The organism is Nonomuraea sp. NPDC050691, from assembly GCF_040654455.1.
Taxonomy (GTDB): Bacteria; Actinomycetota; Actinomycetes; order Streptosporangiales; family Streptosporangiaceae; genus Nonomuraea.
The window spans coordinates 1-24014 of record NZ_JBFAIA010000024.1; the positions used below are offsets into that span (position 1 = coordinate 1).

At 70.3% G+C, this 24014-nt stretch carries 18 protein-coding genes; 8 read left to right on the forward strand and 10 right to left on the reverse strand.

Annotated features, from left to right (window positions below; all coding sequences use genetic code 11):
* The first annotated feature begins 123 nt into the window (after positions 1-123).
* The 4 genes from AB0H81_RS13030 (at position 124) to AB0H81_RS13045 (ending at position 7207) form a co-directional block, all read left to right on the forward strand.
* Entirely contained in the window at positions 124-498 is a 375-nt protein-coding gene (locus AB0H81_RS13030) for a hypothetical protein (RefSeq protein ID WP_358373304.1), read from the forward strand.
* Between the two features lie 9 nt (positions 499-507).
* Complete coding sequence (locus AB0H81_RS13035; protein WP_358373307.1) at positions 508-1392, forward strand: hypothetical protein; 885 nt, start codon at positions 508-510, stop codon at positions 1390-1392.
* A 13-nt stretch (positions 1393-1405) separates the two neighbouring features.
* Positions 1406-4723 carry a CHAT domain-containing protein gene (locus tag AB0H81_RS13040; protein WP_358373309.1) on the forward strand — a complete coding sequence of 1106 codons (3318 nt, stop codon included), beginning with the start codon at positions 1406-1408 and terminating at the stop codon, positions 4721-4723.
* Between the two features lie 195 nt (positions 4724-4918).
* Positions 4919-7207: a polysaccharide lyase 8 family protein gene (locus tag AB0H81_RS13045; RefSeq protein ID WP_358373312.1), complete on the forward strand. Its 2289-nt coding sequence runs from the start codon at positions 4919-4921 to the stop codon at positions 7205-7207.
* A gap of 30 nt (positions 7208-7237) precedes the next feature.
* Here the strand turns inward: AB0H81_RS13045 and AB0H81_RS13050 are convergent, their stop codons facing one another.
* On the reverse strand, positions 7238-8374 hold the full coding sequence (locus tag AB0H81_RS13050) for a low temperature requirement protein A (RefSeq protein WP_358373315.1): 1137 nt from the start codon (positions 8372-8374) through the stop codon (positions 7238-7240).
* Between the two features lie 291 nt (positions 8375-8665).
* Between AB0H81_RS13050 and AB0H81_RS13055 the strand changes: the two genes are divergently transcribed.
* Positions 8666-10639 carry a right-handed parallel beta-helix repeat-containing protein gene (locus AB0H81_RS13055; RefSeq protein WP_358373318.1) on the forward strand — a complete coding sequence of 658 codons (1974 nt, stop codon included), beginning with the start codon at positions 8666-8668 and terminating at the stop codon, positions 10637-10639.
* A 496-nt stretch (positions 10640-11135) separates the two neighbouring features.
* Here AB0H81_RS13055 and AB0H81_RS13060 read toward each other — a convergent pair whose 3' ends face one another.
* The 9 genes from AB0H81_RS13060 to AB0H81_RS13100 all read right to left on the reverse strand — a co-directional run bounded on the left by AB0H81_RS13060 (position 11136) and on the right by AB0H81_RS13100 (position 21109).
* A complete protein-coding gene (locus AB0H81_RS13060; protein WP_358373321.1) occupies positions 11136-12350 on the reverse strand; it encodes an ROK family transcriptional regulator in 1215 nt (404 codons plus the stop codon).
* A 204-nt stretch (positions 12351-12554) separates the two neighbouring features.
* Entirely contained in the window at positions 12555-13793 is a 1239-nt protein-coding gene (locus AB0H81_RS13065; protein ID WP_358373324.1) for an iron-containing alcohol dehydrogenase, read from the reverse strand.
* A complete protein-coding gene (locus AB0H81_RS13070) occupies positions 13786-14142 on the reverse strand; it encodes an Ldh family oxidoreductase (RefSeq protein WP_358373327.1) in 357 nt (118 codons plus the stop codon). Before AB0H81_RS13070 ends, AB0H81_RS13065 begins: the two co-directional genes overlap by 8 nt.
* Positions 14139-15599, reverse strand: coding sequence for an NAD-dependent succinate-semialdehyde dehydrogenase (locus AB0H81_RS13075; protein ID WP_358373329.1), 1461 nt, complete (start codon positions 15597-15599; stop codon positions 14139-14141). The genes AB0H81_RS13070 and AB0H81_RS13075 overlap by 4 nt, the downstream gene beginning before the upstream one ends.
* A gap of 138 nt (positions 15600-15737) precedes the next feature.
* Positions 15738-16814, reverse strand: a complete 1077-nt coding sequence (locus tag AB0H81_RS13080; RefSeq protein WP_358373332.1) for an ABC transporter ATP-binding protein — start codon at positions 16812-16814, stop codon at positions 15738-15740.
* Complete coding sequence (locus AB0H81_RS13085) at positions 16814-17881, reverse strand: ABC transporter ATP-binding protein (RefSeq protein WP_358373335.1); 1068 nt, start codon at positions 17879-17881, stop codon at positions 16814-16816. The genes AB0H81_RS13080 and AB0H81_RS13085 overlap by 1 nt, the downstream gene beginning before the upstream one ends.
* Complete coding sequence (locus AB0H81_RS13090; RefSeq protein ID WP_358373338.1) at positions 17881-18792, reverse strand: carbohydrate ABC transporter permease; 912 nt, start codon at positions 18790-18792, stop codon at positions 17881-17883. The genes AB0H81_RS13085 and AB0H81_RS13090 overlap by 1 nt, the downstream gene beginning before the upstream one ends.
* A complete protein-coding gene (locus tag AB0H81_RS13095; protein WP_349453489.1) occupies positions 18792-19658 on the reverse strand; it encodes a sugar ABC transporter permease in 867 nt (288 codons plus the stop codon). The genes AB0H81_RS13090 and AB0H81_RS13095 overlap by 1 nt, the downstream gene beginning before the upstream one ends.
* 80 nt (positions 19659-19738) lie before the next feature.
* Positions 19739-21109: an extracellular solute-binding protein gene (locus AB0H81_RS13100; RefSeq protein WP_358373341.1), complete on the reverse strand. Its 1371-nt coding sequence runs from the start codon at positions 21107-21109 to the stop codon at positions 19739-19741.
* A 439-nt stretch (positions 21110-21548) separates the two neighbouring features.
* Between AB0H81_RS13100 and AB0H81_RS13105 the strand changes: the two genes are divergently transcribed.
* From AB0H81_RS13105 to AB0H81_RS13115, 3 genes are all read left to right on the forward strand, one after another.
* On the forward strand, positions 21549-22292 hold the full coding sequence (locus AB0H81_RS13105) for a GntR family transcriptional regulator (protein WP_358373344.1): 744 nt from the start codon (positions 21549-21551) through the stop codon (positions 22290-22292).
* 87 nt (positions 22293-22379) lie between these two features.
* Positions 22380-22949 carry a DJ-1/PfpI family protein gene (locus tag AB0H81_RS13110; RefSeq protein WP_138666282.1) on the forward strand — a complete coding sequence of 190 codons (570 nt, stop codon included), beginning with the start codon at positions 22380-22382 and terminating at the stop codon, positions 22947-22949.
* 22 nt (positions 22950-22971) lie between these two features.
* Complete coding sequence (locus AB0H81_RS13115; protein ID WP_358373477.1) at positions 22972-23790, forward strand: alpha/beta hydrolase; 819 nt, start codon at positions 22972-22974, stop codon at positions 23788-23790.
* The last annotated feature ends 224 nt before the right edge of the window (positions 23791-24014 follow it).

Below are 24014 nucleotides of genomic sequence, written 5' to 3' on the forward strand. Positions count from 1 at the left end.
GCTGCCCGGCCGCGCCGCCGGGCAGCGCCGGTCACCGGAGTGCGGCGAGAAAGGCCTCCAGATCCGCCGTCCCGCCCGGTTATGATCTTTGCCACAGTCGAGGGTCGCATCGGGAGGGGAACCGTGACGGCGGAGCCCGACCAGGAGGCGCTGGCCGTGTTCTGCGCCGCCCTGCCGCACTTACGCACTCTGCTGCGCGGCCCCGCGTCGAGCGAGCGCCGCGCGGTCGTGGCGCAGGCGTTGCGGGCCGCCCGGCGCGGCGAGCCGATCGAGCGGTTCCTGACCCGGCTGGGCATCGGGGCCGGACCCGAGCCGGAGGAACGCGGATCCACCCGCTCCACGCTGCCCCCGCAGCTGGACTCCGAGCGCGGCCCGGTCGTCGGCGGCTACGTGTGCCCCCTGGGCACCTGCACCCGCGTCGAACACCGCGAAGCCGACGCCGAACTGCCCACCTGCGAGGTCCACGAGCAGGCCCTGCGTTTCTCGGCCGACGGCTGAGATCGCGGCATGACGGGCTTCCTCGCCGAACTCGGCAAGAAGGTCGCGGAGCGGTGGGTCGCGCTGCTCGTACTGCCCGGACTGGTGTTCACGGCGGTCGCCGCGACGGCGGTGGTGCTCGGGCACCGGAGCTGGGCGGACACCGGGCTGCTGTGGCGCCGGTCGATCGAGTTCACCGCGTTGCTCGGCGGCCCCCGGCAGGCCGACCTGGCGCGGACCGCGCTGCTGCTGGCCGCCCTGCTCGCCGTGTCGGCGGCGGCCGGGTTCGTCGCGCGAGCACTCGGCACGCCCGTCGAGCACCTGCTGGCGGGGCGGTGGCCGGTCTTCGCGCGCCCGTTGGCGAGGGCGCTCACCGAGCGGCGCAAACGGGTCTGGGACAAACGCAGGCAGGAGTACCGGGAGGCCGAGGAGGCGGGCGAGCACGGCCGTCTCGGCGAGCTCGCCGAGGCCAGGAACGCGGTCGCGCTCACCGAGCCACGCCGGCCGACCTGGATCGGCGACCGGCTGCACGCCCCCGCGACGAGGGTGCGCAAGCAGTACGGCGTGGACCTGGCCGCCGCCTGGCCACGGCTGTGGCTGCTGCTGCCCGGCTCGGCGCGCGAGCCGCTCACGGAGAGCAGGCAGCGTTTCGACGAGGCGACCGCCCTGGGCGGGTGGGCCGCGCTGTATGCGGCGCTCGGCCTGGTGTGGTGGCCGGGCGCGGTCATCGGGCTGTGCGCCGGGCTCGTCGCGTGGCGGCGGGCGAGGGGGGCGGCCGAGGTGTACGCCGAACTGGTCGAGGCGACCGTGGACGTCTACCTGGACGACCTGCTGGAACGGTTCGACGACGAGACCCGTCCTATCCGGCCGGGACGCGGGAGGACGGTCAGCGAGAGGTTCAGGAAAGCCACCTGATTGCGAGGCGACGATGCGTGACCACCTGCTCAGCGCCCTGCGCGCCCGGCTCGCCTCGGTGACGGACGCCCGTGACGCCGCCGCCGTCCTCGGCCCCGAGGCCCTGGACGAGGCCGAGCGGCTGCTCGAGTTCCTCGCCACGCCGGAGGGCGCGGACCAGGAGGTGCTGTACGCGGCCGGCCTGGTGCACTGGCTCCGCGCGGCGGCCCTGCCCGGCGTGCCGGGCCAGGAGGCGTGGGGCCGGGCGGCGGTCCTGCTGACGCCGCTCTATCTGGTCCGGCCGGACGCCCTGCCCGGCCAGGTGCGGGCCTCGTTCACCGACGTGTTCGGCCCGGACGAGCCGGTGGGGGAGGAGCGGGCGCACGCGCTCGCCGAGGCGCTGTCGAACCTCGCCATGTTCCTCCTCGACCGTTTCACCCGGTTCGAGCGCCGCCTCGACGGCGAGACGGCGGTCACGCTGCTGCGCCGGGCCGCGCACGACCTTCCGCCCGATCACCCCTCCCTCGCGACGGTCCTGTCCAATCTCGGGTACGCGCTCCTGCTGACCGACGCGCTGGCCCCGGAGGAGGGGAGCCCCGAGCCGCCGAACCTCGACGAGGCCGTCGCGGTGTTCAGGCAGTCGTTCCAGGACACTCCCCTTGAGCACGGGAACCACGCCCGCTGCGCCAACGGCCTGGCCCTGGCGCTGCGGACCAAGGCCGTCGCCTCCCGCGACACGGCCATGCTGGCCGAGGCCGTCGACCTGTTCCGGATCGCCGTGGACACGGCGACGGAGGCGACCGAGAACCTTCCGCAGATCCTCGCCGACCTGGGCTCCTCCCTGCTGCTGCTGACGGACTTCACGGGCGAGGCCGATCCCGCCGTACTCGACGAGGCCGTCGCCGCCCTGGGCAGAGCCGCACGGGAGACGCCCGGGCGCGCACCCGAGCGGCGCGCCCGGCTGCGGCTGCTGGCCAGGGCCGAGCTGATGCGGAGCCCGAAGCCCGCCCCCACCGTCGCTCTCAGCCCGGAGGCGCGGCGCCGCATGACCGAACTGACCGACCTGTTCCGGCGGACGATCCCGGCCACCAGCGGCGACGCCGCCGACGAACCCGACAACTGGCTCGCCGTCACCACCCGGCTGATCGGCGTCGCCCCGTCCGACGGGCAAGGCCACTTCGCGCAGCTCATGGACCTCACGGCGGGTTTGCTGCGCGATCCCTCCGGCACCGACCTGGAGGCAACGGCGCTCGAACTGGCCCGGCGGCGAACCCGTCACCTGGCTCCCGGCGATCGGCTCGACGCGATGCTGACGCGCCTCCTCACCCCTGCCGAGTCGCCGCCCCCGCCCGTGGACACGGCCGGTCTCGACGAGCTTCTCGAACTGCACGAACGTGTGCTGCGGGCGCTGCCGGACGACAGCCCCGAACGCCCTGTGCTGGCGCTGCACCACACCATGACGCGGCTGACCCTGGGGCGGTCCCGCCTCGGCGAGCCGGGCGAGCCCGGGCAGGCCGAGGAGATGATCGCCCTCCTCTCCCAGGCGATGGAGACGTTGCCGTCGTTGATGAGCGCGCTCCACGTGTCCGCCGGCACGATGGCCGACATGTCCGCGATGGGCGGCGCGCTGCTGTCCCCGTTCGAGTCCCTCGCACTGATCGAGGACACGTTGAGACGCGACCGCGAACGGCTCGCCGCCCTGCCGGAGGGGCTCCCGGAGCACACGGCGACGCTGAAGACCCTCGCCCACACGTTGTTCCAGCAGTACCAGCTCGTTCACGACGAGAAGGCCTATCAGGAGGCCGCCGGCCTGGCCCGCCGCGTCGTCTCCGCCGATCCCGGACAGGCCACGCGGCTCATGATCGCGTGGGGGGCGGCGACGCGGATGCGGGCCATGGCGGCGTCGGTGGTCCCCCCGGACGAGGACGACCTGCGGCCGAGCGGCCTGGCCAGGCTGTCCTCGGACGAGGCCGTGTCCGCGATCACCCGGAGTGACGTGCCGGCGGCGCTCGAAGCGCTCGAGGACGGCCGCGCGCTGATGCTGTCCAGCGCGATCAATGCCCGCAGGGAGCTGGCGAACCTGCGGGCGGCCGACCCGGAGCTGGCCGAGCGCTTCGTCGCCCTGCGCGAGCGGATGCGCGCGGCGGCCGCCGATCCCGGCCATGAGCCGACGCCGGAAGAGTCCGCGCGCATGCGTGACCTGGCCCGGGAGTGGAGCGGGCTGGCCGGCCGGATCCGGGCTCTGCCCGCGTTCGGGCGGTTCCAGCTGCCGCTGCCGCTGGGCATGCCCGACCTGCTGCCGGTCGCCGCCGAAGGGCCGGTCGTGACCGTCAACGTCCATCCGCGCCGCTGTGACGCGCTGGCCCTGTGCGCCGACGGCGTGCGCCTGGTGCCGCTGCCTCGCCTGCGGGCCGCCGAGCTCTTCGAGCAGGCCGAGGCGTTCCACGCCGCGATCGCCATGGTGCGGACCGGTCCCGGTCCGCTGGGCGGGCAGGCACAGCAGGTGCTGCTCGACACCCTCGGCTGGCTGTGGGACGTGCTGGCCGAGCCGGTGCTGACGGAGCTGGGGCTCACCTGGCCGCCCGAGGACGGGGCGTGGCCCCGGCTTTGGTGGTCGCCGACGGGGCCGCTCAACTCCCTTCCGCTGCACGCGGCCGGGCATCACGCGATCGCGGGCGCGTCGGTCCTCGACCGGGTGGTGTCCTCGTACACGCCGACCCTGCGGGCCCTGCTGCACAGCCGGTCCCGTCCCGTGCCGGCCCGCCGCGCCGGGCTGACCGTGGCCATGCCGCGGACCCCCGGCCACGCGGCGCTGCCGGAGACGGCGGGCGAGGCCGCCGAGGTCACCGCCGGGCTCCCGGGTCCGGCGCTGATCGGCGCGCGGGCGTCGCGCGCCGCCGTGCTGGCCGCGCTGCCCGGGGCGGCCGTCGCCCATTTCGCCTGTCATGCCGGCAGCGACCCGTACGACCCGTCGGCGAGCCGCCTGCTGCTGCACGACGGGCCGCTGAGCGTCTCCGAGATCAGCCGGCTCGACCTCGACGACGCAGAGCTGGCCTACCTGTCGGCGTGCGCGACCGCACGCGGCGGCGCCAGGCTGGCCGACGAGGCGATCCACCTGGCCTCCGCCTTCCAGCTGGCCGGCTACGCCCAGGCCGTGGCCACGCTGTGGGAGATCGGCGACCACGTCGCGGCGGCGATGGCCGCCGACTTTCATCGCGAGGTTCGCGGGACCACCGAGGCGCGGGCCCGGATCCCCGGCGCGCTCGCGCTGCACATGGCCACGCGCCGCATGCGCGCGGCCCTGCCGGGGCAGCCGTCGGCCTGGGCGGCGTTCCTGCACGCGGGGGCGTGACCTCCGGGACGGGCGGGAAACACCGAGCCGCGGCGATGTCATGATCGTGGTCAGGGGCCGGCGTCAGCCGTGGCGGCGGGGATCCCTGTCTCGGGAGAGTCGACGCTGTCCCGCGGTCCGCGCAGGAACGTCGCCGCGAGACGGCGACATATGATCCTTTCATCTGTTATTGACCTGTTTGTCGGAAAGGCCTTCATGACCCACCCCCTCAGCCGGCGGTCCGCACTGCTGGGCGCCGCGGCCGTGGCCGGCCTCGCCCTGTGGGACAGACCGGCGGCGGCCGGCACCGCCGCCGCGTTCGACGCCGCGCGTGAGCGGTGGGTGAGCCTGCTGGCCGGCGGGTCGTACAACCCCGCCTACACCGACAAGACGCAGGCGATCGAGGGCTCGGCCAACGCGGTGCTGCGCAAGCTGAAGCCCGCCCCGGGCCGCCCGAGCCTGTGGCCCGACCTGCCGCTCGACGACCCCCGGACGGGCAACTTCAACCGCGCCTACAACCGCATGCGCACCCTGGCGCTGGGCTGGGCCACGCCGGGCACCGCCATGCACGGGGACAGGCAGGTCGCCGAGACCGCGGTCAGCGCGCTGGACTTCCTGTACGAGCACGCCTACAACGAGGGCCTCGACCGGCGGGGCAGCAACTGGTACTGGTGGGAGATCGGCGTACCCCGCTCGCTGACCGACACGTGCGCCCTGCTGTACGACGGCCTGCCCAAGGACCGCCTCGAACGCTGGCTGCGCCCGTTACGCCGCTGGTGCCCCGACCCGGAGCGCCGTGTCAGCCACCACGGCGTCGTCGAGACCGGCGCCAACCGGGCGGGCAAGGCCATGGCGGTGGCGATGCGCGGACTGCTCACCCACGACGCACGCCTGATCAAGCGGGCCGGGGACGCGGTCTCCGACCTGCTGCGGCCGACCAGGGGCCCGGGCGACGGCTTCTACCGTGACGGGTCGTTCATCCAGCACGACGTGTACCCCTATACCGGCAGCTACGGCGTGGACTACCTGGAGAGCGTGGCCAAGCTGATCGCCATGCTCGCGGGGTCGCCGTGGGAGATCACCGGAATCGGCAACGTCTACGACCTCGTGGATCGCTCGTTCGCGCCGTTCATCTTCGACGGGCTGATGATGGACTGCGTACGCGGCCGGCAGATCTCGGTGCAGGGCCACCGTGACTACCACTCGGGGCAGAAGGCGGTCGAGTCCATCCTCACGTTGCTGGAGGCGGCGCCCGAACGCCATGCCCGGCGCTGGCGGCCGATGGTGAAGGGCTGGCTCACCCGCAACCAGGCCATCCCCTACGACACGCTCGCACCGCTGGCGAGCATCGCGGCGGCCAAGGCCCTGCTGGAGGACCCGTCGGTGCCGGTCGGCCCGCGCACGACCGGCACGTACGTCTTCGCCGACATGGACCGGGTCGTGCACCGCCGTCCCAGCTGGGCGTACGCGATCGCGATGAGCTCGCAGCGCATCGGCGCGGCCGAGGCCATGAACCGGGAGAACCTGCACGGCTGGTACACCGGCGACGGCATGACCTACCTCTACACCGGCGACCTCACCCACTGGAACGACGACCTGTGGCCCACGATCGACCCGTACCGGCTGCCGGGCACGACGGTCGACACCCGCAGACGCGCCGATCTCCCGCACGGCAAGCGCCGCCTGCCGCCCACCCCGTGGGCGGGCGGCGTGGCACTCGACGGCGAGTACGGCGTGGCGGCCATGAAGCTGATCGCCGACGGCTCCTCGCTGCGGGCCAGGAAGGCGTGGTTCCTCCTCGATGACGCGGTGATCGCCCTCGGCGCCGGCATCACCGCCTCCGACGGCCGCCGCGTCGAGACGATCGTGGAGAACCGCAACACCCACGACGCGCATCCGCCGCTGACCCGGGGCGACGGCTGGATCCACCTGTCCGGTGTGGCCGGTTACGCGCTGCTCGACGGCGCCGACGCGAAGGTGATCCGCGAGAAGCGCACCGGCCGCTGGCGGGACATCGACAAGGGCGCCACCACCGGAGGCGACAGCACCCCCGTCACCAGGCACTACACGACGATCCTCGTCGACCACGGCGTCGATCCGCGCAAGGCGCGCTACGCCTACGCCGTCCTGCCCGAGGCCTCCGTCGCGCAGACCGCGGCTTACGGCGGCCGGGTCGAGATCCTCGCCAACTCCCGGACGGTGCAGGCCGTCTCCCGCGACGACGTGATCGCCGCCGTCTTCTGGCGCGCGGGAACCGTCGAGACCGCGCATGGGCCGCTCGCCGCCGACGGCCCGTGCGCGCTGCTGATCCGCCGCGACCACGAGCGGGTACGGCTCGCGGTCTCCGACCCGTCCAGGACCGCCGACGAGGTGAAGATCACGCTGCCCTGGCCGGTGCGATCGGTCGAGGAAGGCGGCCGGAGCGTGCGCAGGGCCAAGCGCGCGGTCAAGGTGGACGTCGGCGGCAGCCGCGGGCACGCCCACACCGCGGTGGTACGCGTCTGAGACCTTGATCGGCCGCCGCGGGCACCTGCTTCAGGAAGGGAGCTTCCGCGCCATGTCGTGGCGGGATTCCACGGCCAGCACGCCGGCCAGTACCACCACCAGCATGGCCAGCTGCGCCGTCGCCGACCACAGGCCGAGCGCCGCCGACACCGCGGCGAGCCCGGCCGCGGCCGGCCGGAGCGGGGAATCGGCCAGGCCGAGGCTCCGGCGGAACCACGAGTGCCCCGCCAGGAACAGCACCGCGCCCACGGCGAGGACCACCGCCGCGCCCGGCTTGAGCCCGGCCAGAGGCTCGTCGATCACCTTCTTGATCCCGGCCGCGATCCCGAGGACGCCGAGCAGGATCAGGACGTGCCCGTAGAAGTAGACGCGCAGGATGAGCTTGGTGCGCCGCTCGGGGTCCGACGCGGCGAGCGCGTGCTCGGCGCCCACTTCGTCGTCCCCGCCGAAGTACCACCACCACAGGCACGCGGCGAGCGCCATCCCGAGCACGGCCGCGACCAGTGTCGGCAGATCCGCCTGCCCGTGCGCGCCGATGCCGATGGCCAGCATCGACTCGCCCAGCGCGATGATCACCAGCAGGCCGTGCCGCTCGACGATGTGCCCCGGCTTGAGCGGGAACCCCTTCTGCCCGATGAAGTACGGGCTGCCGTACAGCAGCACGACCGCCGCCGCCCAGAGCACGTAGTTCCACGGCCCGTCGAACAGGCTCGCCGCCGCGATCAGCGCGGTCCCTGCCAGGTTGTACGGGACGACCCGGCTGAAGGCGGCGGTCGACTGCAGGTAGAGCCCGGCGTGGACGAGGATGAGCAGCAGGTAGCCGATCGCGAAGGCGAACCCGCCCTCGAACACCGTGGGGATGGCCAGCGCCATGATGAGGAACCCGGTCATGCCCAGCAGGACCAGGATCCGGCGGGCCGGCCGTACCGGGGGGATCGCGTTGGTCAGCCAGACGTAGCCCGAGTACATCCACCACTGGACGCCGAACACCAGAACCACGCGCAGCGCGCTCTCCCAGTCGAGACCGTCGGTCAGCAGGGCGGTCAGCTGGGTGATGGTGAAGACGAAGACCAGGTCGAAGAAGAGCTCGAGTGTGGAGACCTTGATCTCGGTCTCGGCGGGTGCGTCGGGTTCGGCGCGGTCGGCGAACCAGGAGGGGAGGCGCATGGTGACATTGTGGCTTGTCCTCATGGGGGTGAATATGGGGACAGGAACACATCCCCGACCGCCGCGGGAACGATCGCGGCCATCGGCCGGATGCGCCGGCCGCGAGCAAGGGAATCCAGCCCGGCGCGACCTCGATGTCTGTCGCTGTCCCTGATCAGCAGGACGTCGGCATCGGCCCTGCAGTACTCTCTCAGCGTTTGATCTTGAGGGTAGGCGCGAGCTCTGGCGACAGCGGCGACGGCTGGCAGTCGAATGCGGCCAAGGCTGGTCAAGACCTGGAGGAATACAGGAATGCGAAGAACCTGGCCGGTGGCGCTGGTGGCCCTCGCCACGGTCGTCATGGGCGGCGCGACGCCGGCGAGTGGCGACGCGGTCGATGCGGCAACCGATTCGGCGACGGCAAAGGCAGCGGTCTGCGGCAGCCCGTCGCTGAACGGCCCGACCACGCCGCCCGCCGGCGCGGTCGTGGTCCCCGAGGGCGACAACAGCGGCGTGGACTTACGCAAGGCGAACACCACGTACTACTTCGAGACCGGCACGCACACGCTGGGCACCGACCAGTACGCCCAGATCATGCCCGGCAACGGCGCGACGTTCATCGGCGCGCCCGGCGCGGTACTGGACGGGCAGCGGCTGAACCGGTACGCGTTCACCCAGCAGGCGACCGGCGTCACGATCCGGTACCTGACCATCACCGGATTCGTCGCGCCGCGCGATCAGGGTGTGGTCAACCACGACTCCGGCGACGACTGGGTCGTGGAGCACAACACGATCCGCGACAACTCCGGCGCGGGGCTGATGGCCGGGGCCAGGAACACGATCCGCGGCAACTGCCTCAAGGACAACGGGCAGTACGGCCTGAATGCATTCAAGGACGGCAACACCATCACCGGCCTGGTTGTGGCGGACAACGAGTTCACCGGCAACAACACCGAGGACTGGGAGCACCAGGAGCCTGGGTGCGGATGTACCGGTGGCATGAAGTTCTGGGCGGTGAACGGCGCCGACGTGACCGGCAACTGGGTCCACGGCAACCACGGGCCGGGGGTCTGGGCGGACACCAACAACAACGACTTCCTCATCGAGGACAACCTCATCGAGGACAACGAGTCGCTCGCGATCTTCTACGAGATCAGCTACAACGCCGTGATCCGGAACAACACCATCCGCGGCAACGCCTGGGCCTCCGGTGCCGAGCGGGCAGCGAAGGGCGACCCGTTCCCCGAAGCGGCGATCTACCTGTCCGAGGCGGATGGTGAGCCCCGCGTGAAGGCGCGGACCGGCAAGATCGAGATCACCGGCAACCGGCTCGAGAACAACTGGGGCGGGATCACCGCGTGGGCCAACGCCGACCGGTTCTGCAACAGCCCGGCCTCGACGACCCGCGACTGCACGCTGATCGTCGGGCCGACCAACACCACACAGTGCTCGGCTCCCGCCATCGCCGGCGAGCCGCTCTACACCGACTGCCGCTGGTGGACGAAGAACGTCGACATCCACCACAACACGTTCGCCTTCGACCCCGGCGCCGTCAACGGCGGCTGCCCGACGCAGTACTGCGGGCACATGGCCCTGCTGTCCAACTGGGGTACGTACCCGGACTGGTCCCCGTACAAGGGCGCCGTGATCCAGCAGTCGATCGTCCACGGGTCGAACAACTCCTGGCACGACAACACCTACACAGGACCGTGGCAGTTCAGGGTCACCGACATGGGCAATCGCATCGTGCCCGGGCTGTGGGTCGGCCCCCAGTACGGCCAGGACGCCGGCAGCACGTTCGACGGCGGCACGCCCGCCCCGCCGGCGATCACCGAGCAGGACTTCGAGTCCGGCTCGACGACCTCGCCCTACACCCCGTGGTACGGGGCCGGCCTGGCGCGCCAGACCGGCGGCGCGCACGGTGGCACGGGCTCGCTGCAGATGACCAGCGCCCAGGCGTCCGGCAGCGCGGTCGCGCTTGACAACTTCCCCGGATACAGCGGTGTGGTCGCCGGTACGAGCTACCACGTGTCGCTGTGGTACCGGGAGGCCGTGGCGACCATGCCTGCCGTCACGTGGAACGTGCGGTGGCGCGACGAGTCCGGCACGGTGCTGCGCACCGACGCCATCTCCCTGGCCCGGAAGACAGCCTGGACCGAAGCAGCCGGCACGTTCACCGCGCCCGCGGGCGCGACCCGCGTCGACTGGACCTTTGTCTGGAACGCGAGCACCGCCGGACCTGCGTTCCAGATCGATGATGTGGCAATTCGTCCCGGGAAAGCTTAGGCAGCAGACCTGAAGAACGTGAGCCCGGTGGCGGCGCTCCGCCCGCCTTCCTGAGCGGCTGCAACTCGGAACCGTGTTGCAGCCGCTCTGACTGGTCCCGTGGTCGAACCTGCGCTCGATCTGGTCCGGGCGGAGAGGCGGTAGGGCGGGCGGGACTGAAGCAGTCGCCTCTGGTGCGTTGGTGCTCCCCAATCTCGGCGTTACATCGTGTCGCAGGGAAGGCCCCAGCTCGAACAGCCGCCACCGGGCTCGTGGTGCCAGAGTTCGGCACAGATGCTGGTGCCCGCAGGCACCGGCCACACCTTCTCGGGCTTTCGTGCGCCCAGCAGGACGGGAGGTGAAGCCGGACGCAGCGGCTGATCTTGTTGGTTCAGTCGAGGCACCAACGTCCTCCGGACTCCACGATGCAGCCCTTCCGTGACGTGACCGCTACGACCTCAATCGTTTACGGCACGGCTGTGCCGATCGGTTTGTCGGCGCGGCCGTCCTGATCTCATCAGCGCAGGGTGGCCAGTGTGTCGAGGGGGTTGTCCAGGAGGTTGGCGAAGGCGAGTTCGGCGGCACCGGCGAGCGTGGTGTCGTCGCCGAGGGCCGTCACGGCCAGGCGGACACGTTCGCGCGACACCGGCAGGACATGCGCGTCGATCCGGGCACGGACGCGTGACGCGGCGCCCGGGTAGACATCGCGGAGCATCCCGCCGAAGACCACGAGCGCCGGGTTGAACAGGTTGATGAGGTTGACGACGCCGACACCGAGCCAGTCGCCGATGCGGTCGAGGGCGTCCCGCGCGCGGGCGTCGCCGGTCCCGGCGAGGGCGACGACTGCCCGGATACCGTCGCGTCCGACGAGTTCGCCGGACCGTCCCGCGTAGTCGAGCAGCGCCTCCTCCCCCACCTCGGCCTCCAGACAGCCGCGCGACCCGCACAGGCAGAGCCGTCCGTCGAACGGGTTGACCAGCATGTGCCCGAGTTCGCAGCCGTAGCCTCCGTCTCCGTCCAGGAGTTTGCCGCCGACGATGATCCCGCCGCCGACGCCGACGTCCCCGTGCAGGTAGATGAGGTTGTCGACGTCGCATCCCACGCCGCGCACGTGCTCGGCGATCGCGCCCAGGTGTGCCTCGTTGCCGACCTCGACGGGAAGCCCGAGACCGAGGCCGGCGGCGAGTTCCGCGCCGAACGCCTGGTCCACCCAGCCGAGGTGCGGTCCGTACCGGACCGTGCCGTCGGCGCGCCTGATCAACCCGCAGTAGGACGCGCCCACACCCACGCACAACGAGCCCGGACCGGCCCCGACGACCAGTTCGCGGCCGAAGGCAGCGAGAACGCCTACGATGTTCTCCAGGTCGGCCCCGGCGCGGGTGCGCACGGCCTCGCGGCGGTCGAGGACCCGGCCGCCGAGCCCGACACGGGCCGCGAGCAGCCGGTCCACGGCGACGTCGAACGCGAGCCCGTACAGCGTCCCCTGCTCGGGCATGACGACGATGGACGGCCGCCCAGCGCGACCCCGCCCGATGGGCACGCCCTCGCGGACCAGCCCGGCGGCGGCGAGTTCGGCGGTCAGGTCCATGATGGTGCTGCGGTTGAGGCCCATCCGGCGGCTGAGCGCGGCCCGTGACACGGCCCCTTCCTTGTGGACGTGCCGCAGCACCTCACTCAGGTTCCGCTGCCGCACCTGCTCCTGTGTCCGCGCGCCCGCCGCCGATCCCGCCATCCCCGCCAGCCTAGTGCTGCGTTGCCTTCCTCGCCCAGGCGGCCACCAACCGGCTGTCCGCGCTGTACCGGCTGATCGCCCTGCGCGGGCCGCGCCGGGGGAGGCGGTCGGGCCGAGGCCGGCGACCACACCATCGCGTTGGATGAGGACACCATCACCGCGCTGCGCGCGCACGGCAAGCGCAAGCGCAAGCCGAAAGGCCCGTCACCATCTCTGCTCCGGAGTCAGGACATGTCGGGTCCGGTCCCCGATCCAGGCCGCTTCGAGGATCGCGGTCAGGCTGGCGGTGTCGGTCGGGCCTGGGTGGTTCTGGATCAAGCGGGTGACGCCACTGGCCATCTCCGCGAAGCGCGGGAGGTCGGCGCGTGCCACGCCGATGTCCGCCAAGGTGGCAGGGATGCCGATGTCGGCAAGGAGCCCGTCGAGCCATGTGAGGAACGTGTCTGCGGCCTCGGCATCCGAGGCGTCGGTCACGTCGAGCCCGCACACCCCGGCGAGGATGGCCAACCGGTCGCCGATGGCATCCCTGGCCGCGTCCAGCGCGTAGGGCAGCAGCAGCCCGACGCCCAGGCCGTGCGGCGTGTGGGTGGCTGCGCCGATGGGGTACTGGAGGGCGTGCGGAGCCGCGTTGCCTGCGTGGGAGAATGCGAGCCCGGCCAGCACGGACCCATAGGACATGTCCGCGCGCGCGTCCTTGTCGCCTCCGTCCCTGACGACTTGGGGCAAGCTGCGGGCGATCCGCTCCGCGGCCAGGAGCGCGTAGTGATCGGTGATCGGGTTGCGGCCGAGGAAGACCTGCTTCACCAGGTCGCGCGGTCCGTGGGCCCGGGGGCGCGCGGTGTAGCTCTCCACCGCGTGACAGAACGCGTCGATGCCGGAGTGGGCAGTGACGGTCGCAGGGCAGGTGTAGGTGAGCTCGGGGTCGACGATGGCGAAGTCGGGCACGATGTGGACGCTGGAGACCCCCACCTTCAGCTCGCGGTCCGGGTCGGTCAACACCGAGACGGGGGTGAGCTCGGAGCCGGTGCCCGACGTCGTCGGGACGGCGACGAGCGGAATCGTCGGCCCCGGCACCTTCGACTCGCCGTAGAAGTCGCGCGGCGTCCCACCGTGGCGCCGGATGACGCCGACGATTTTGGCGAGGTCGATCACCGTGCCACCCCCGATGGCGAGGATCACGTCGGCGTCCACCTCCGCGGCGGCCGAGACGGCCAGGGCGACATCGTCGAGCGGCACGTCCGGAGTCGCGTCGGCGAACACCCCGACGACTTCGACCTTCTCCCGCACGGCGGCCACGATCTCGGCCACGCCCGGCTGCCCCAGAAGAACCCGGTCGGTCACGATGAGGACTCGCGAGCCACACTCGGCCACCACTCGTGGGATGTTCTGCGCGACCCCTTCGCCCACCATCAGCTGGCGTGGTCCGCGGACGGTCTCAAGCATGTCCGTGCCTCTCTGGAACGTCGGCGGTGATGTGCTGGGCGGACGTCCAGGTCACCTGCGAGACCGGGACGGCGTCGGCAAGGGCGGTACGCGTCAAGGTCGCGACCAGCACCTCGGTCATGAGCCCGAGGGCGTAGCCTTTGGGACCGCCGAAAGGGCTGATCGCGCCGGCCACCGACGCGGCCGCGTCTGTGGCGCGCGCACCGGCGGAGTCGACGGCGTCCCCGGGTGCCGGCGGATTCGTGCCGACCATGGCCCGGGTCCCGCCCCACGGGTGGAGGCCGGTCAGGTCATGTGCGCGCAGGGCGCGGTGATCCTCGGCGGCCACCCGCGGCAGCAGGCCGGTCACGGTAGGTCGATCGCCGCGTAGGTGACGTCGAGGTACTCAAGGATGCCCTCGTGCGACCCCTCCTTGCCGATCCCGGACTGCTTCACGCCTCCGAACGGAGCTGACGGGTCCGAGATCAGACCACGGTTGATGCCGACCATCCCCGTCTCCAGCCCCTCGGTGAACCGGAGCGCCCGCTGGAGGTCACGGGTGAAGACGTATCCGACCAGGCCGTGCTCGGTGTCGTTGGCCTTCGCCATCACCTCGTCGTCGGACGTGAACGAGATGATCGGCGCCACCGGGCCGAAGATTTCCGCCTCCAGCATCCGCGCGTCCTCGGGCACGTCGACGAGGACCGTAGGCGGGTAGAAGTAACCCGGCCCATCCGGACGCTCGCCGCCCACCAGGACACGGGCGCCGCGATCGACCGCGTCGGCGACGAGCTCGTCGATCTTGGTGACCGAGGCCTCGTCGATCAACGCCCCGACGTCCACGCCGTCGTCGAGACCATGGCCCACCGAGAGCGCGCCCATCCGCTCGGCGAAGCGCGCCGTGAACTCCTCGCGCACCGGCTCCTCGACGTAGATCCGGTTGGCCGCGATGCAGGACTCCCCGATGTTGCGCATCTTGGCCACCATGGCACCGTCGAGCGCGACGTCCAGGTCCGCGTCGGCGCACACGATCAAGGCCGCGTTGCCGCCCAGTTCCATGGAGGTGCGCAGCACGTTGTCCGCCGCCTGTCGTAGCAGCACGCGCCCGACCTCGGTCGACCCGGTGAACGAGAGCTTGCGGGTCCGACGGTCGGCCAGCAGTGCTGAGACCACCTCGCCGGCGCGCTTGGTTGTCACGACGTTGACGACGCCCGGGGGAACGCCGACCTCCTCCATGATGCGGGCCAGCAACAGCATGGTGAGTGGCGTCTGGGCCGCCGGCTTGGTGATCGTCGTGCAGCCCGCCGCCAGCGCAGGAGCGATCTTGCGGGCGCCCATGGCCAACGGAAAGTTCCAGGGCGTCACGAAGACGCACGGTCCGACCGGCTTCGGCACGGTGAGGATGCGATAGCCACCAGCGGGAGCGGTGTTGTAGCGCCCCTCGACGCGCACCGCCTCCTCGGCGAACCAACGGAAGAACTCGGCGCCGTAGGCCACCTCTCCCCGAGCCTCGGCGAGCGGCTTGCCCATCTCGAGCGTTATCAGCCGGGCGACCTCCTCGGATCGCTCGGTCAGTGCCCGGTACGTCGCGGTCAACAACTCCGACCGTTTTCGCGGCGGGGTCGCCGCCCACTCCGCCATTGCCTTGCTGGCCACGTCCAGAGCGGCGAGCCCGTCAACGGCGTCGGCGTCCGCCACCTCGGCGATGGTCTTGCCGGTGGCCGGGTCCTCGACGGCGAAGGTGGCTCCGCCGGCGGCGTCGCGCCAGGCGTCGCCGATCCGGAGCCGACGGTGCTCGGGGGCCAGGACGTTCATCGGGTCACTCATTGCGTCGCCTCCTGTGATGTTCTTGGTGATGTCCGGCGTGACCTCAGCGATCGCCTTCTCGGGCCATGGCTGCTTCAGCGTCGCGCCGAGGCTCGATTGCCACCTGTGGGCGCATGTTGACGTCCCCGCCCTGCGCGGTTACCTACCGGCCTCGGACAGCGCCAGCCCGGTGCCCGCGTCGAACAGGTGCGCACGGTCCAGGTCGACCGTGACAAGCAGCCGCTCGCCCGGCGTGCCGATGACGGTGGGTCGTGCCTTGACCTTGAGGATCTCCGTCCCCACCCGGACGTCGACCACCGTTCGGTCACCGAGCGGCTCAAGGCCGTAGAGCTCACCCGACAACGACGCGTCCCCACGCTGCTCGACGGACAGGTCCTCTGCGCGCAGGCCCAGCAGCAGCGGACGACCGTCCTCAGCCGTGGTCCAGCGGGGCCGCGGCAGCGTCCAGCCTTCCGCCCCGACCAGACGATCTCCCTCGGTGTGGCAGGCGAGCAGGCTGATCGGCGGGCTCCCGACGAAGCCTGCGACCCACTGGTTGGCCGGCCGCTCGTACACCTCGGCCGGCGTTCCGACCTGTTGCACCTTCCCCTCCTTGAGGACCGCGACCTGGTCGGCCATGGACAGGGCCTCGACCTGGTCGTTGGTCACGTAGATGAAGGTTGCTCCGAGGCTCCGGTGGATGCGGGTGAGCTCGGTGCGCATCTCGACGCGGAGCTTGAGGTCGAGGTTCGTCAGCGGCTCGTCCATGAGAAACGCGCGCGGACGACGGACCAGCGCCCGGGCCAGGGCGACACGCTGCATCTCACCGCCCGACAACTGCGCGGGACGACGCTGCAGCAGACGTTCGATGTGCAGCAGGCTCGACATCCGCTCGACGGCGGCGGCGATCTCGCTCGAGGAACAGCGGCGTGCCCGCAGCGGCGAAGCGATGTTCTCGTACGCCGTGTGTCGCGGGTAGAGGGCGTAGTTCTGGAAGACCATGGCCAGGTCGCGTGCGGCCGGGGCGTCACCGGTCGCGTCCCTCCCGTCCAGATGCACCGACCCGGCGTCAAGCTTCTCAAGGCCGGCGATCGCTCGCAGGGTCGTCGTCTTGCCTGCCCCGGAGGGCCCGAGCACGACGAAGAACGAGCCGTCCGGCACGTCCAGCGTCACCCCGTCCAGGGCCTGGACTTTACCGAAGGACTTGCACAGCCCGTGCACTGCCACGGTTCCCATCAGGCCACCAGCTCTTCCGTGCTCGCGTCGTAGACCGGCGGTGGGCCGCCGGTGTGCCGCAGCCCGACCGGTGCGTCAGCAGAGAAACGGACAGTCGGTGGCATCCGAACCCGTACGTCGCGCCGGCCGCCGTGGTCAACCACGTAGATGATTTCGTCGCCCAGCCACTCCGCCGAGACCACACGGGCCGGGACCGAACGTTCCGCCCCTGGTTCCGTGACTTCCAGCGCCTCCGGCCGCACGCCTGCGACCAGGCGACGGTCGCGCGGCAGGTTCGGCGGTGGCGTGAGAACCAGTCCGCCCTGACCGCGCAGCTTCCCGTCGGCCACCTCCGCCTCAATCAGGTTCATCGGCGGGGAGCCGATGAATGCGGCGCAGAAAAGACTCGCCGGACGGTCGTAGACCTCAAGCGGCGTGCCGATCTGCTCGACGCGGCCCTTGTTGAGGATGGCGATCCTGTGACCGAGCGACATCGCCTCGACTTGGTCGTGGGTGACGTAGACCATCGTCGTCCCCAGCTCCCCCTGCAGGTGCTTGATCTCCGTGCGCATGTCCGCCCTCAGCTCCGCGTCCAGATTGGTGAGAGGTTCGTCCATGAGGAATGCGCGCGGCCGTCGCACCAGGGCGCGAGCAAGCGCGACGCGCTGCTGCTCCCCGCCGGACAGCCGGTGCGGTCGCCGGTCCAGGAGCGGACCGAGCCGCATCAGCCGGGCGGCCTCGTCGACCCGCTCGCGCACCTCCTGCTTGGGCAGTCCCTCGGCCCGCAGGGGGAACGCCAGGTTGTCGCGGGTTCTCAGATGCGGGTAGAGAGCGTAGAACTGGAACACCATGGCGATGTCGCGCTCGGCGGGCGGCAGGTCGTTGACCAGCGTGTCGCCGATGCGGATGTCGCCCGTCGTCTGTCTCTCCAGGCCGGCTATGGCCCGCAGCGTGGTCGTCTTGCCGCAACCCGAAGGGCCGAGCATCACGAACAGCTCGCCGTCGCCGATGGACAGATCCACGTGATCAACTGCGACCGTCCCGTCCGGGTAGCGCTTGTGCAGGGCGGTCACCTCGATGCCCGCCATCAGCGTCGCACCGCCCCGAGCGTCACACCGGCGACGAGGTGCTTGCGCACCAGGTAGGCGAAGACGAGCACCGGTAGGGCGAACACCACGGAGGCGGCGGCCACGAGACCCCAGTCCACAGTGGTTCCACCGATGAGGCCGGCGATGGCGGGTGGGGCCGTCCGCACGGCGTCGCTGGAGGTGAGGAAGATGGCGAACACGAACTCGTTCCACGAGAAGATGAGGGCGAAGACCGCCGTCGCGGCGATGCCGGGCAGGAGCAGGGGAAGGGTGAATCGCCAGAACGCCTGCAAGCGCGTGTAGCCGTCGAGCATGGCGGCATCCTCGTACTCTGCGGGCACCTCGTCGACGAACCCCTTCATCATCCAGATCGTGAACGGGACGTTGAACGCGGCGTAGATGAGGATCAGGCCGAGCTTGGTGTCGATGAGTCCGACTTGGCGGTACATGAGGAAGATCGGGATCACGACCACCACGGGCGGCATGAAGCGGGTGGACAGGATGAAGAACAGTTGGTCCTTCTTGGCCTTCACGGCGAAGCGTGAGTAGGCCCAGGCCGCCGGGACCCCCAGCACGGTGGCCAGCGCCGTGGAGACCCCGGCGACCACGACGGAGTTGAGGAACGAGACGGACAAGGCCGAGCGACCGCCGCCGGAGGCGACGAACACGTCCTTGAAATGGTCCATGGTGACCTTGAAGTCGAAGAACTTGGCCGGGATGGCGTAGACGTCCCGGTTCTCCTTGATGGACGTCTCGATCATCCACAGCGCCGGGAAGAGCATCACGACGGCCAGCACGGTCAGCAGCGCGACCTCCAGCGCGGAGCGGCCCCGGCCGCCGAAGCGACGCGCGGGGGGCGTGTGATCCCGGGCAGGACCTGTGGACACGGCCTCGTCGACGGAGAGGGCCATCAGTCCTCCTTGAGCTTGTTCAAGTAGCGCAGGTAGAGCTGCGTGAGGACCATGACGACGAGGACCATGAGGATTCCGTACGCCGAGGCGGTTCCGGTGTTGAAGCCCAGGAACGCGACCTTGTAGACGTGGAACGACAACGTCTCGGTGGAGACCCCCGGACCTCCGCTGGTGAGGATGTAGACGAGGTCGAACAGCCGGAAGGCCTCGATGGCCCTGAACAACACGGCAATGAGGAGCAGCGGCCACACCAGCGGAAGAGTGATGGTGCGGAACCGGAACCACTCGGACGCCCGGTCGATCGAGGCGGCCTCGTACAAGTACTTGGGGACCGCGGTAAGGCCCGCGAGTGCGATGAGCATGATGAACGGCGTCCATTGCCAGGTGTCGACCACGATCAGGGAAATCAATGCCGTTCGCTGCCGGGTGAGCCACTCCACCTGCCCCAGGCCGAGCGAGCCGAGCATGCTGTTGATCACGCCGAATTGCGCGTCGAGCATGAATCGCCAGAACAGCCCGACCACGACGGGCGACAGCATCATCGGAACCAGGAACAGAGTGGTCAGCAGTCCTCGCCCGTGCGTACGCCGTGAGATCAGGTAGGCGATGGCGAAACCGAGCACGGTCTGCAGGGTGACCGCGCCGATCACGTAGATCAACGTCGTCAAGGCCCTCAGGTGGACCTGCGCCGAAGTCAGGATGGCGGTGAAGTTCTCGAACCAGATGAAATGGGCGGGCCCCCCGCGGGTGGCCGAGTAGTCGGTGAAAGACAGGTACAACGCCCACAGCAACGGGAACACCGACATTGCGAGCAACAGCAGCAACGCGGGGGAGATGAAGGCCACGGCGAGCCAGCGGTCGCTCAAGCGGCGGGACCGGCCCGGTGCAGGCGGCGTCGCGGACGCCACCTGCCCGGGGTGGTCGGTCGTCAGAGGGACGGGGTCACTCACAGTCCGCCGCCGCCCTTGCGACTGCTGGAGTCGAGCACGCCCTGCTGCTCCTTGGCGATGTCGTCGAGCGCATCCTTCGGCTTCTTCGCGCCGTTGAGAGCCGCGTTCACGTTGGTGTTCTCAATGTCGACGAGGCGCGCGTACTCGGGCACGTTCCACATGTCCCGCATCCGCGGAACCGAGTCGGTGTACACCTGGTTGAACGGCTGGGCATTGAGGAACTCGGGCGACTCCAGGGCGTCCGTACGCGATGGCACGCCACCAGCGGCGGCCCACTTCTTCTGGATGTCAGCCCGCTCGAACCACTTCATGAAGTTCAGGGCCTCCGCCTGGTTCGTCGTGGAGGAGTAGGCCGACACGTGCATCCCCATGCCGCCGAGAGGCACCAGGTTCGTCTTCTGACTCGGCAGAGGGGCGAAACCCAGCTTGTCGAGAATCTGCTTCCGCGTGGTGCCGAGCGTCGACTGCTTCGGGTCGAGCAGGCCGCCGCTCGCGGCGATCCAGTTGAACGCGATGCATGCCTTGCCCTGGGCGACCGCCGCGTTCACCTCGTCGATGAACCAGTTGCCGGAGCCCTTGGCGGTCAGCGGCTTCATCTTGTTGACCAGGACGTCCATCGCCTCCTGGCCCGCAGTGTCGTTGAGGACGCCCTGGATCTTGCGCGTCTTGGAGTCCCAGAGGTTGCCGCCGTAGACGCCGTTGACCGTGTTGTAGGTCACGGCCGCGGCGTCGGAGCCGTTGGCCTGGTGGAAAGCCAGCCCGCTGACGCCAGGGTGCTCCGCCTGGCACTTCTCGGCGACTGAGATCATCTCGTCCCAGGTCTGCGGTGGCTTGTCGCCGATCAGGTCCTTGCGGTAGATCATCGTCCAGGTGTCGCCGAGCAGCGGCAGCCCGTACAGGGGGGCGTTCTCGTCGCGCTTCCCGGTCTCCGCCTGGGGGAACTGGCCGTAGGCCGCCAGGAGGTACGGGTTGTAGGCCTTGACGTCGATGTTGTTCTTGACGAAGTCGGTGATGTCGAGGATGTTGCCGTTCGTCACGGCCTCGCCGATGTGTTGCGAGTCCAGGATCGGGATGTCGAAGTCGGTCTTGTGCGCTGCGAACTGGGTGAACATCGCGTCGTGCCAGTTCGCGTTCGGCACGGTGTTGACCTTGATGGTCACGTTCGACCGCTCCTTGGTGTACTCCGCGTTCGCGAAGTCTTCCAGCGCGTGGGCGGGGGGCCAGTCGAACCAGATGAAGCTGAGGGTCAGCGGGTCCTTGGTGAGCTCCGGGATGGTCGCCGGTGCCTTGGGGGCGCTCGCCTGCGTGTCGCCGCCGCAAGCCGCCACGGTCGTGGCCGCTAACATGGCCGCCGTCGCCAGCTGCACCTTTCGACCGGGAACGGACAGTCGTCCTCTTCGCTTTGGATACCGCATCTTCTTGCCTGCTTTCTGGGGGGGACTTCTGGAGCCCTGCTGCGTGCTTCGCCGAGCAATTGCTGGGGTGTTCAGGCGTGTTGCCGGCTGTCGCAGGGGCTGACCCGCAGACCGGCGTCACGAGTACGCCACGACGTCATGGGGCTTCAGGCAGTCGAGCAGTCCTTCGGCCCTTGTGCGGCCCGGTGGCGAACCGAGAAGGACGTCGAGCATGCTCATGGGAGCTCCAACTGATCGAAGCGGAGCAATGGCGGGCGGTTCCCCGATGGGTGAAGGATGGCTGGCATCCGTCACCTTTCCTATACGATCCGAGTGGGGGCGTCAACATCCCGCAGCGTTGCGACCGATGTCAACAGGTTCCCGAAAACGCAAGAAAGGACCTCATGTCACGATGGACGACGAGGCGATGATCGCGCGGCGCCGTGGAGCCATGACGGCCGGAATGCCACCGGGAAGATCTCGCGGCCGGCTTGCCGACGAGGTGTACGACACGCTGCTCGGACAGCTGATGTCGCTACGGATCGAGCCTGGCTCCCGCGTCACGATCGACGCCCTGGCGCGAGAGCTGGGGGTCTCGCAGACACCGATCCGAGACGCTCTGAACCGCATGGAGGCCGAGGGCCTGGTCGTGCGTGTGCCCCATGCCGGCTATCGCATTCCCCCCCAGATCACCCGTCACCGATTCGAGGACATGCTTGAGGTCCGCCTGCTCCTCGAGCCGGCAGCGGCGCGCAGATCCGCCGAACGCGCATCCCCGGAGCAGGTGGCCGGTCTGCGACGACTGCTGGAGGAGATGGCGGAGCTGGAGGGGGGCGACGGGCTCATGGCCTATGGCGCCTTCGGGCTGCGCGACGCCGCTTTTCACGATCTCGTCGCCCTGAGCGCGGAGAACGAGGTCATCCGCGAAGCGCTCGCTCGCCTGCACACGCACGTGCACCTGTTCCGGCTTCTCCACGACACCCAGGTCACTCACTTGGCCATGGCCGAGCACGAAGAAGTCCTGGCCGCGATCGCCGCGCGTGACCCCGACGCCGCCGCCTACGCCATGCGTCGGCACATTCTGCTGTCCGGCGAGCGGTTCCGGCGATTGTTCGACGACGTCAAGGATGCGGACGGAATGGCGGGAAAGGCTTGACGGGCGGGCCGGGCCGAGGAATGCTGACGCAATCGGATCGGATCGGATCGGATCCACCTCACCCGCCTCAGATGCGAGGAGAAGCAGGTGCCCAGAGCGCTGCTCCTGACCGGCGACGCCGCCGAGGAGCTCGACACCATGTATCCCTACTATCGCGTGCAGGAGGGCGGCTGGGACGTTGACGTCTCGTCACGGACGATGCGTGACGTACAGCTGGTCATCCACGAGTTCGACCCCAACTCCGACGCCTACGTGGAGAAGAACGGCCGAAAGTTGCCGGTCGACGTGCCCTGGGCCGAGGTCGACGTCGAGCGCTATGACGCCCTCATCATCCCTGGGGGACGCGCCCCCGAGTGGATCCGGGTCGACGCCGACGTCAGGCGCATCACCGAGCACTTCTTCGCGCGCAACCTCCCGATCGCGCTGGTGTGCCACGGCGCGCAGGTGCCGGCCGTGTACGGGCTGCTGAAGGGGCGGAAGACGGCGTGCTTCCCCCCCATCACCGGTGACATGGAGAACGCGGGCGCGACGGTCATCGACGCTCCCGACGTCGTGGACGGCAACCTCGTCTCCTGCCGGGGGTGGCCCGACATGCCGCAATTCGGCAGGGCGATGATGGAGGTCTTCTCGAAGTCCATCAACTCCGCATCGGCATGAGCACACCTGACCTGTCCCGGTGATGGCACTTCGGACCGTCAAAGTCGACGGCTCTCCCGTCCACGTCCTGGAGAGCGGCACCGGGCCCGCGGTGCTGATGCTGCACGGCTCCGGACCCGGTACGACCGGATCCGGCGCCTGGGCGACGACGGCCCAGGCGCTGGGCACGTCCTGGCACCTGGTGGCTCCCGACCAGGCGGGGTTCGGCCGTACACCGATCCCGCCGGGCTCCAGGGGTGGGCTCCGGCTGTGGACGGAGCAGGCCGCGGCCCTGATGGATGCTCTCGGTGTCGAGCACTACGCCGTGGTGGGCCACTCCATGGGCGGTGCCGTGGCCCTGGCGCTGGCGGCCGCGCGTCCCCAGCAGGTCACCCGTGTCGTGGCGGTCTCGACGATGGGCGCCCCCGGGGCGCCGCTGTCCGCCGAGCTCGACGCGATCTGGGCCGCCCCCGCCGGCCCGCTCGGGGCACGAGACATGTTGAGTCGCCTCGTCCTCGACCAAGCGCTCGTGACCGAGTCGGCCGTCGCTGCCCGTGCAGCTGCGATGCGAGCGGGGGCGGCCGCATTCGCGTCGTTGTTCCCTCCACCCAGGGCACGTTGGGCCGACGAGCTCACCCTCTCGGCGCAAACGCTGGCAGGGGTCCGCGCGCCCGTGCTGCTCGTCCACGGCGCCGAGGACCGAGTCACCCCGCTCGGGACGGCAGCCCTGCCCCTGCTCGAACACCTGGCCGATGTCCGTCTGCACGTGCTCGGCCGATGCGGGCACGTGCCGGCGCTCGAACACCCGCACGACTTCAGGCGACTCCTGTCGTGCTTCCTCGGCCGGGAACGAGGCCACTGATCGCTGCGGCAGGTCCGCAGCCGGTGCTCAAGCAGATCAGCATGAAGCAGGCGTGCTCCGCGCAGAAGCCGGCGCCCGTACCGCTTCATAACTCATCGCGTGGTGCTTGATCTGGGGCTTTGACCCCCAGACGCCTCGCGGGCAAGTTCGCGGTCTGTGCCGGTTCGCCTGCTGTAGCTGACTCTGATTCGGGTGTTCGGCTGGCTGGTGTTGCTGGGGCGTGG

Coding starts and splice junctions, on each gene's coding strand:
- AB0H81_RS13035 (WP_358373307.1), top strand. CDS start 508: ATGACGGGCTTCCTCGCCGAACTCGGCAAGAAGGTCGCGGAGCGGTGG.
- AB0H81_RS13040 (WP_358373309.1), top strand. CDS start 1,406: ATGCGTGACCACCTGCTCAGCGCCCTGCGCGCCCGGCTCGCCTCGGTG.
- AB0H81_RS13045 (WP_358373312.1), top strand. CDS start 4,919: ATGACCCACCCCCTCAGCCGGCGGTCCGCACTGCTGGGCGCCGCGGCC.
- AB0H81_RS13050 (WP_358373315.1), bottom strand. CDS start 8,374: ATGCGCCTCCCCTCCTGGTTCGCCGACCGCGCCGAACCCGACGCACCC.
- AB0H81_RS13055 (WP_358373318.1), top strand. CDS start 8,666: ATGCGAAGAACCTGGCCGGTGGCGCTGGTGGCCCTCGCCACGGTCGTC.
- AB0H81_RS13060 (WP_358373321.1), bottom strand. CDS start 12,350: ATGGCGGGATCGGCGGCGGGCGCGCGGACACAGGAGCAGGTGCGGCAG.
- AB0H81_RS13065 (WP_358373324.1), bottom strand. CDS start 13,793: ATGCTTGAGACCGTCCGCGGACCACGCCAGCTGATGGTGGGCGAAGGG.
- AB0H81_RS13075 (WP_358373329.1), bottom strand. CDS start 15,599: ATGAGTGACCCGATGAACGTCCTGGCCCCCGAGCACCGTCGGCTCCGG.
- AB0H81_RS13080 (WP_358373332.1), bottom strand. CDS start 16,814: ATGGGAACCGTGGCAGTGCACGGGCTGTGCAAGTCCTTCGGTAAAGTC.
- AB0H81_RS13085 (WP_358373335.1), bottom strand. CDS start 17,881: ATGGCGGGCATCGAGGTGACCGCCCTGCACAAGCGCTACCCGGACGGG.
- AB0H81_RS13090 (WP_358373338.1), bottom strand. CDS start 18,792: ATGGCCCTCTCCGTCGACGAGGCCGTGTCCACAGGTCCTGCCCGGGAT.
- AB0H81_RS13105 (WP_358373344.1), top strand. CDS start 21,549: ATGGACGACGAGGCGATGATCGCGCGGCGCCGTGGAGCCATGACGGCC.
- AB0H81_RS13115 (WP_358373477.1), top strand. CDS start 22,972: ATGGCACTTCGGACCGTCAAAGTCGACGGCTCTCCCGTCCACGTCCTG.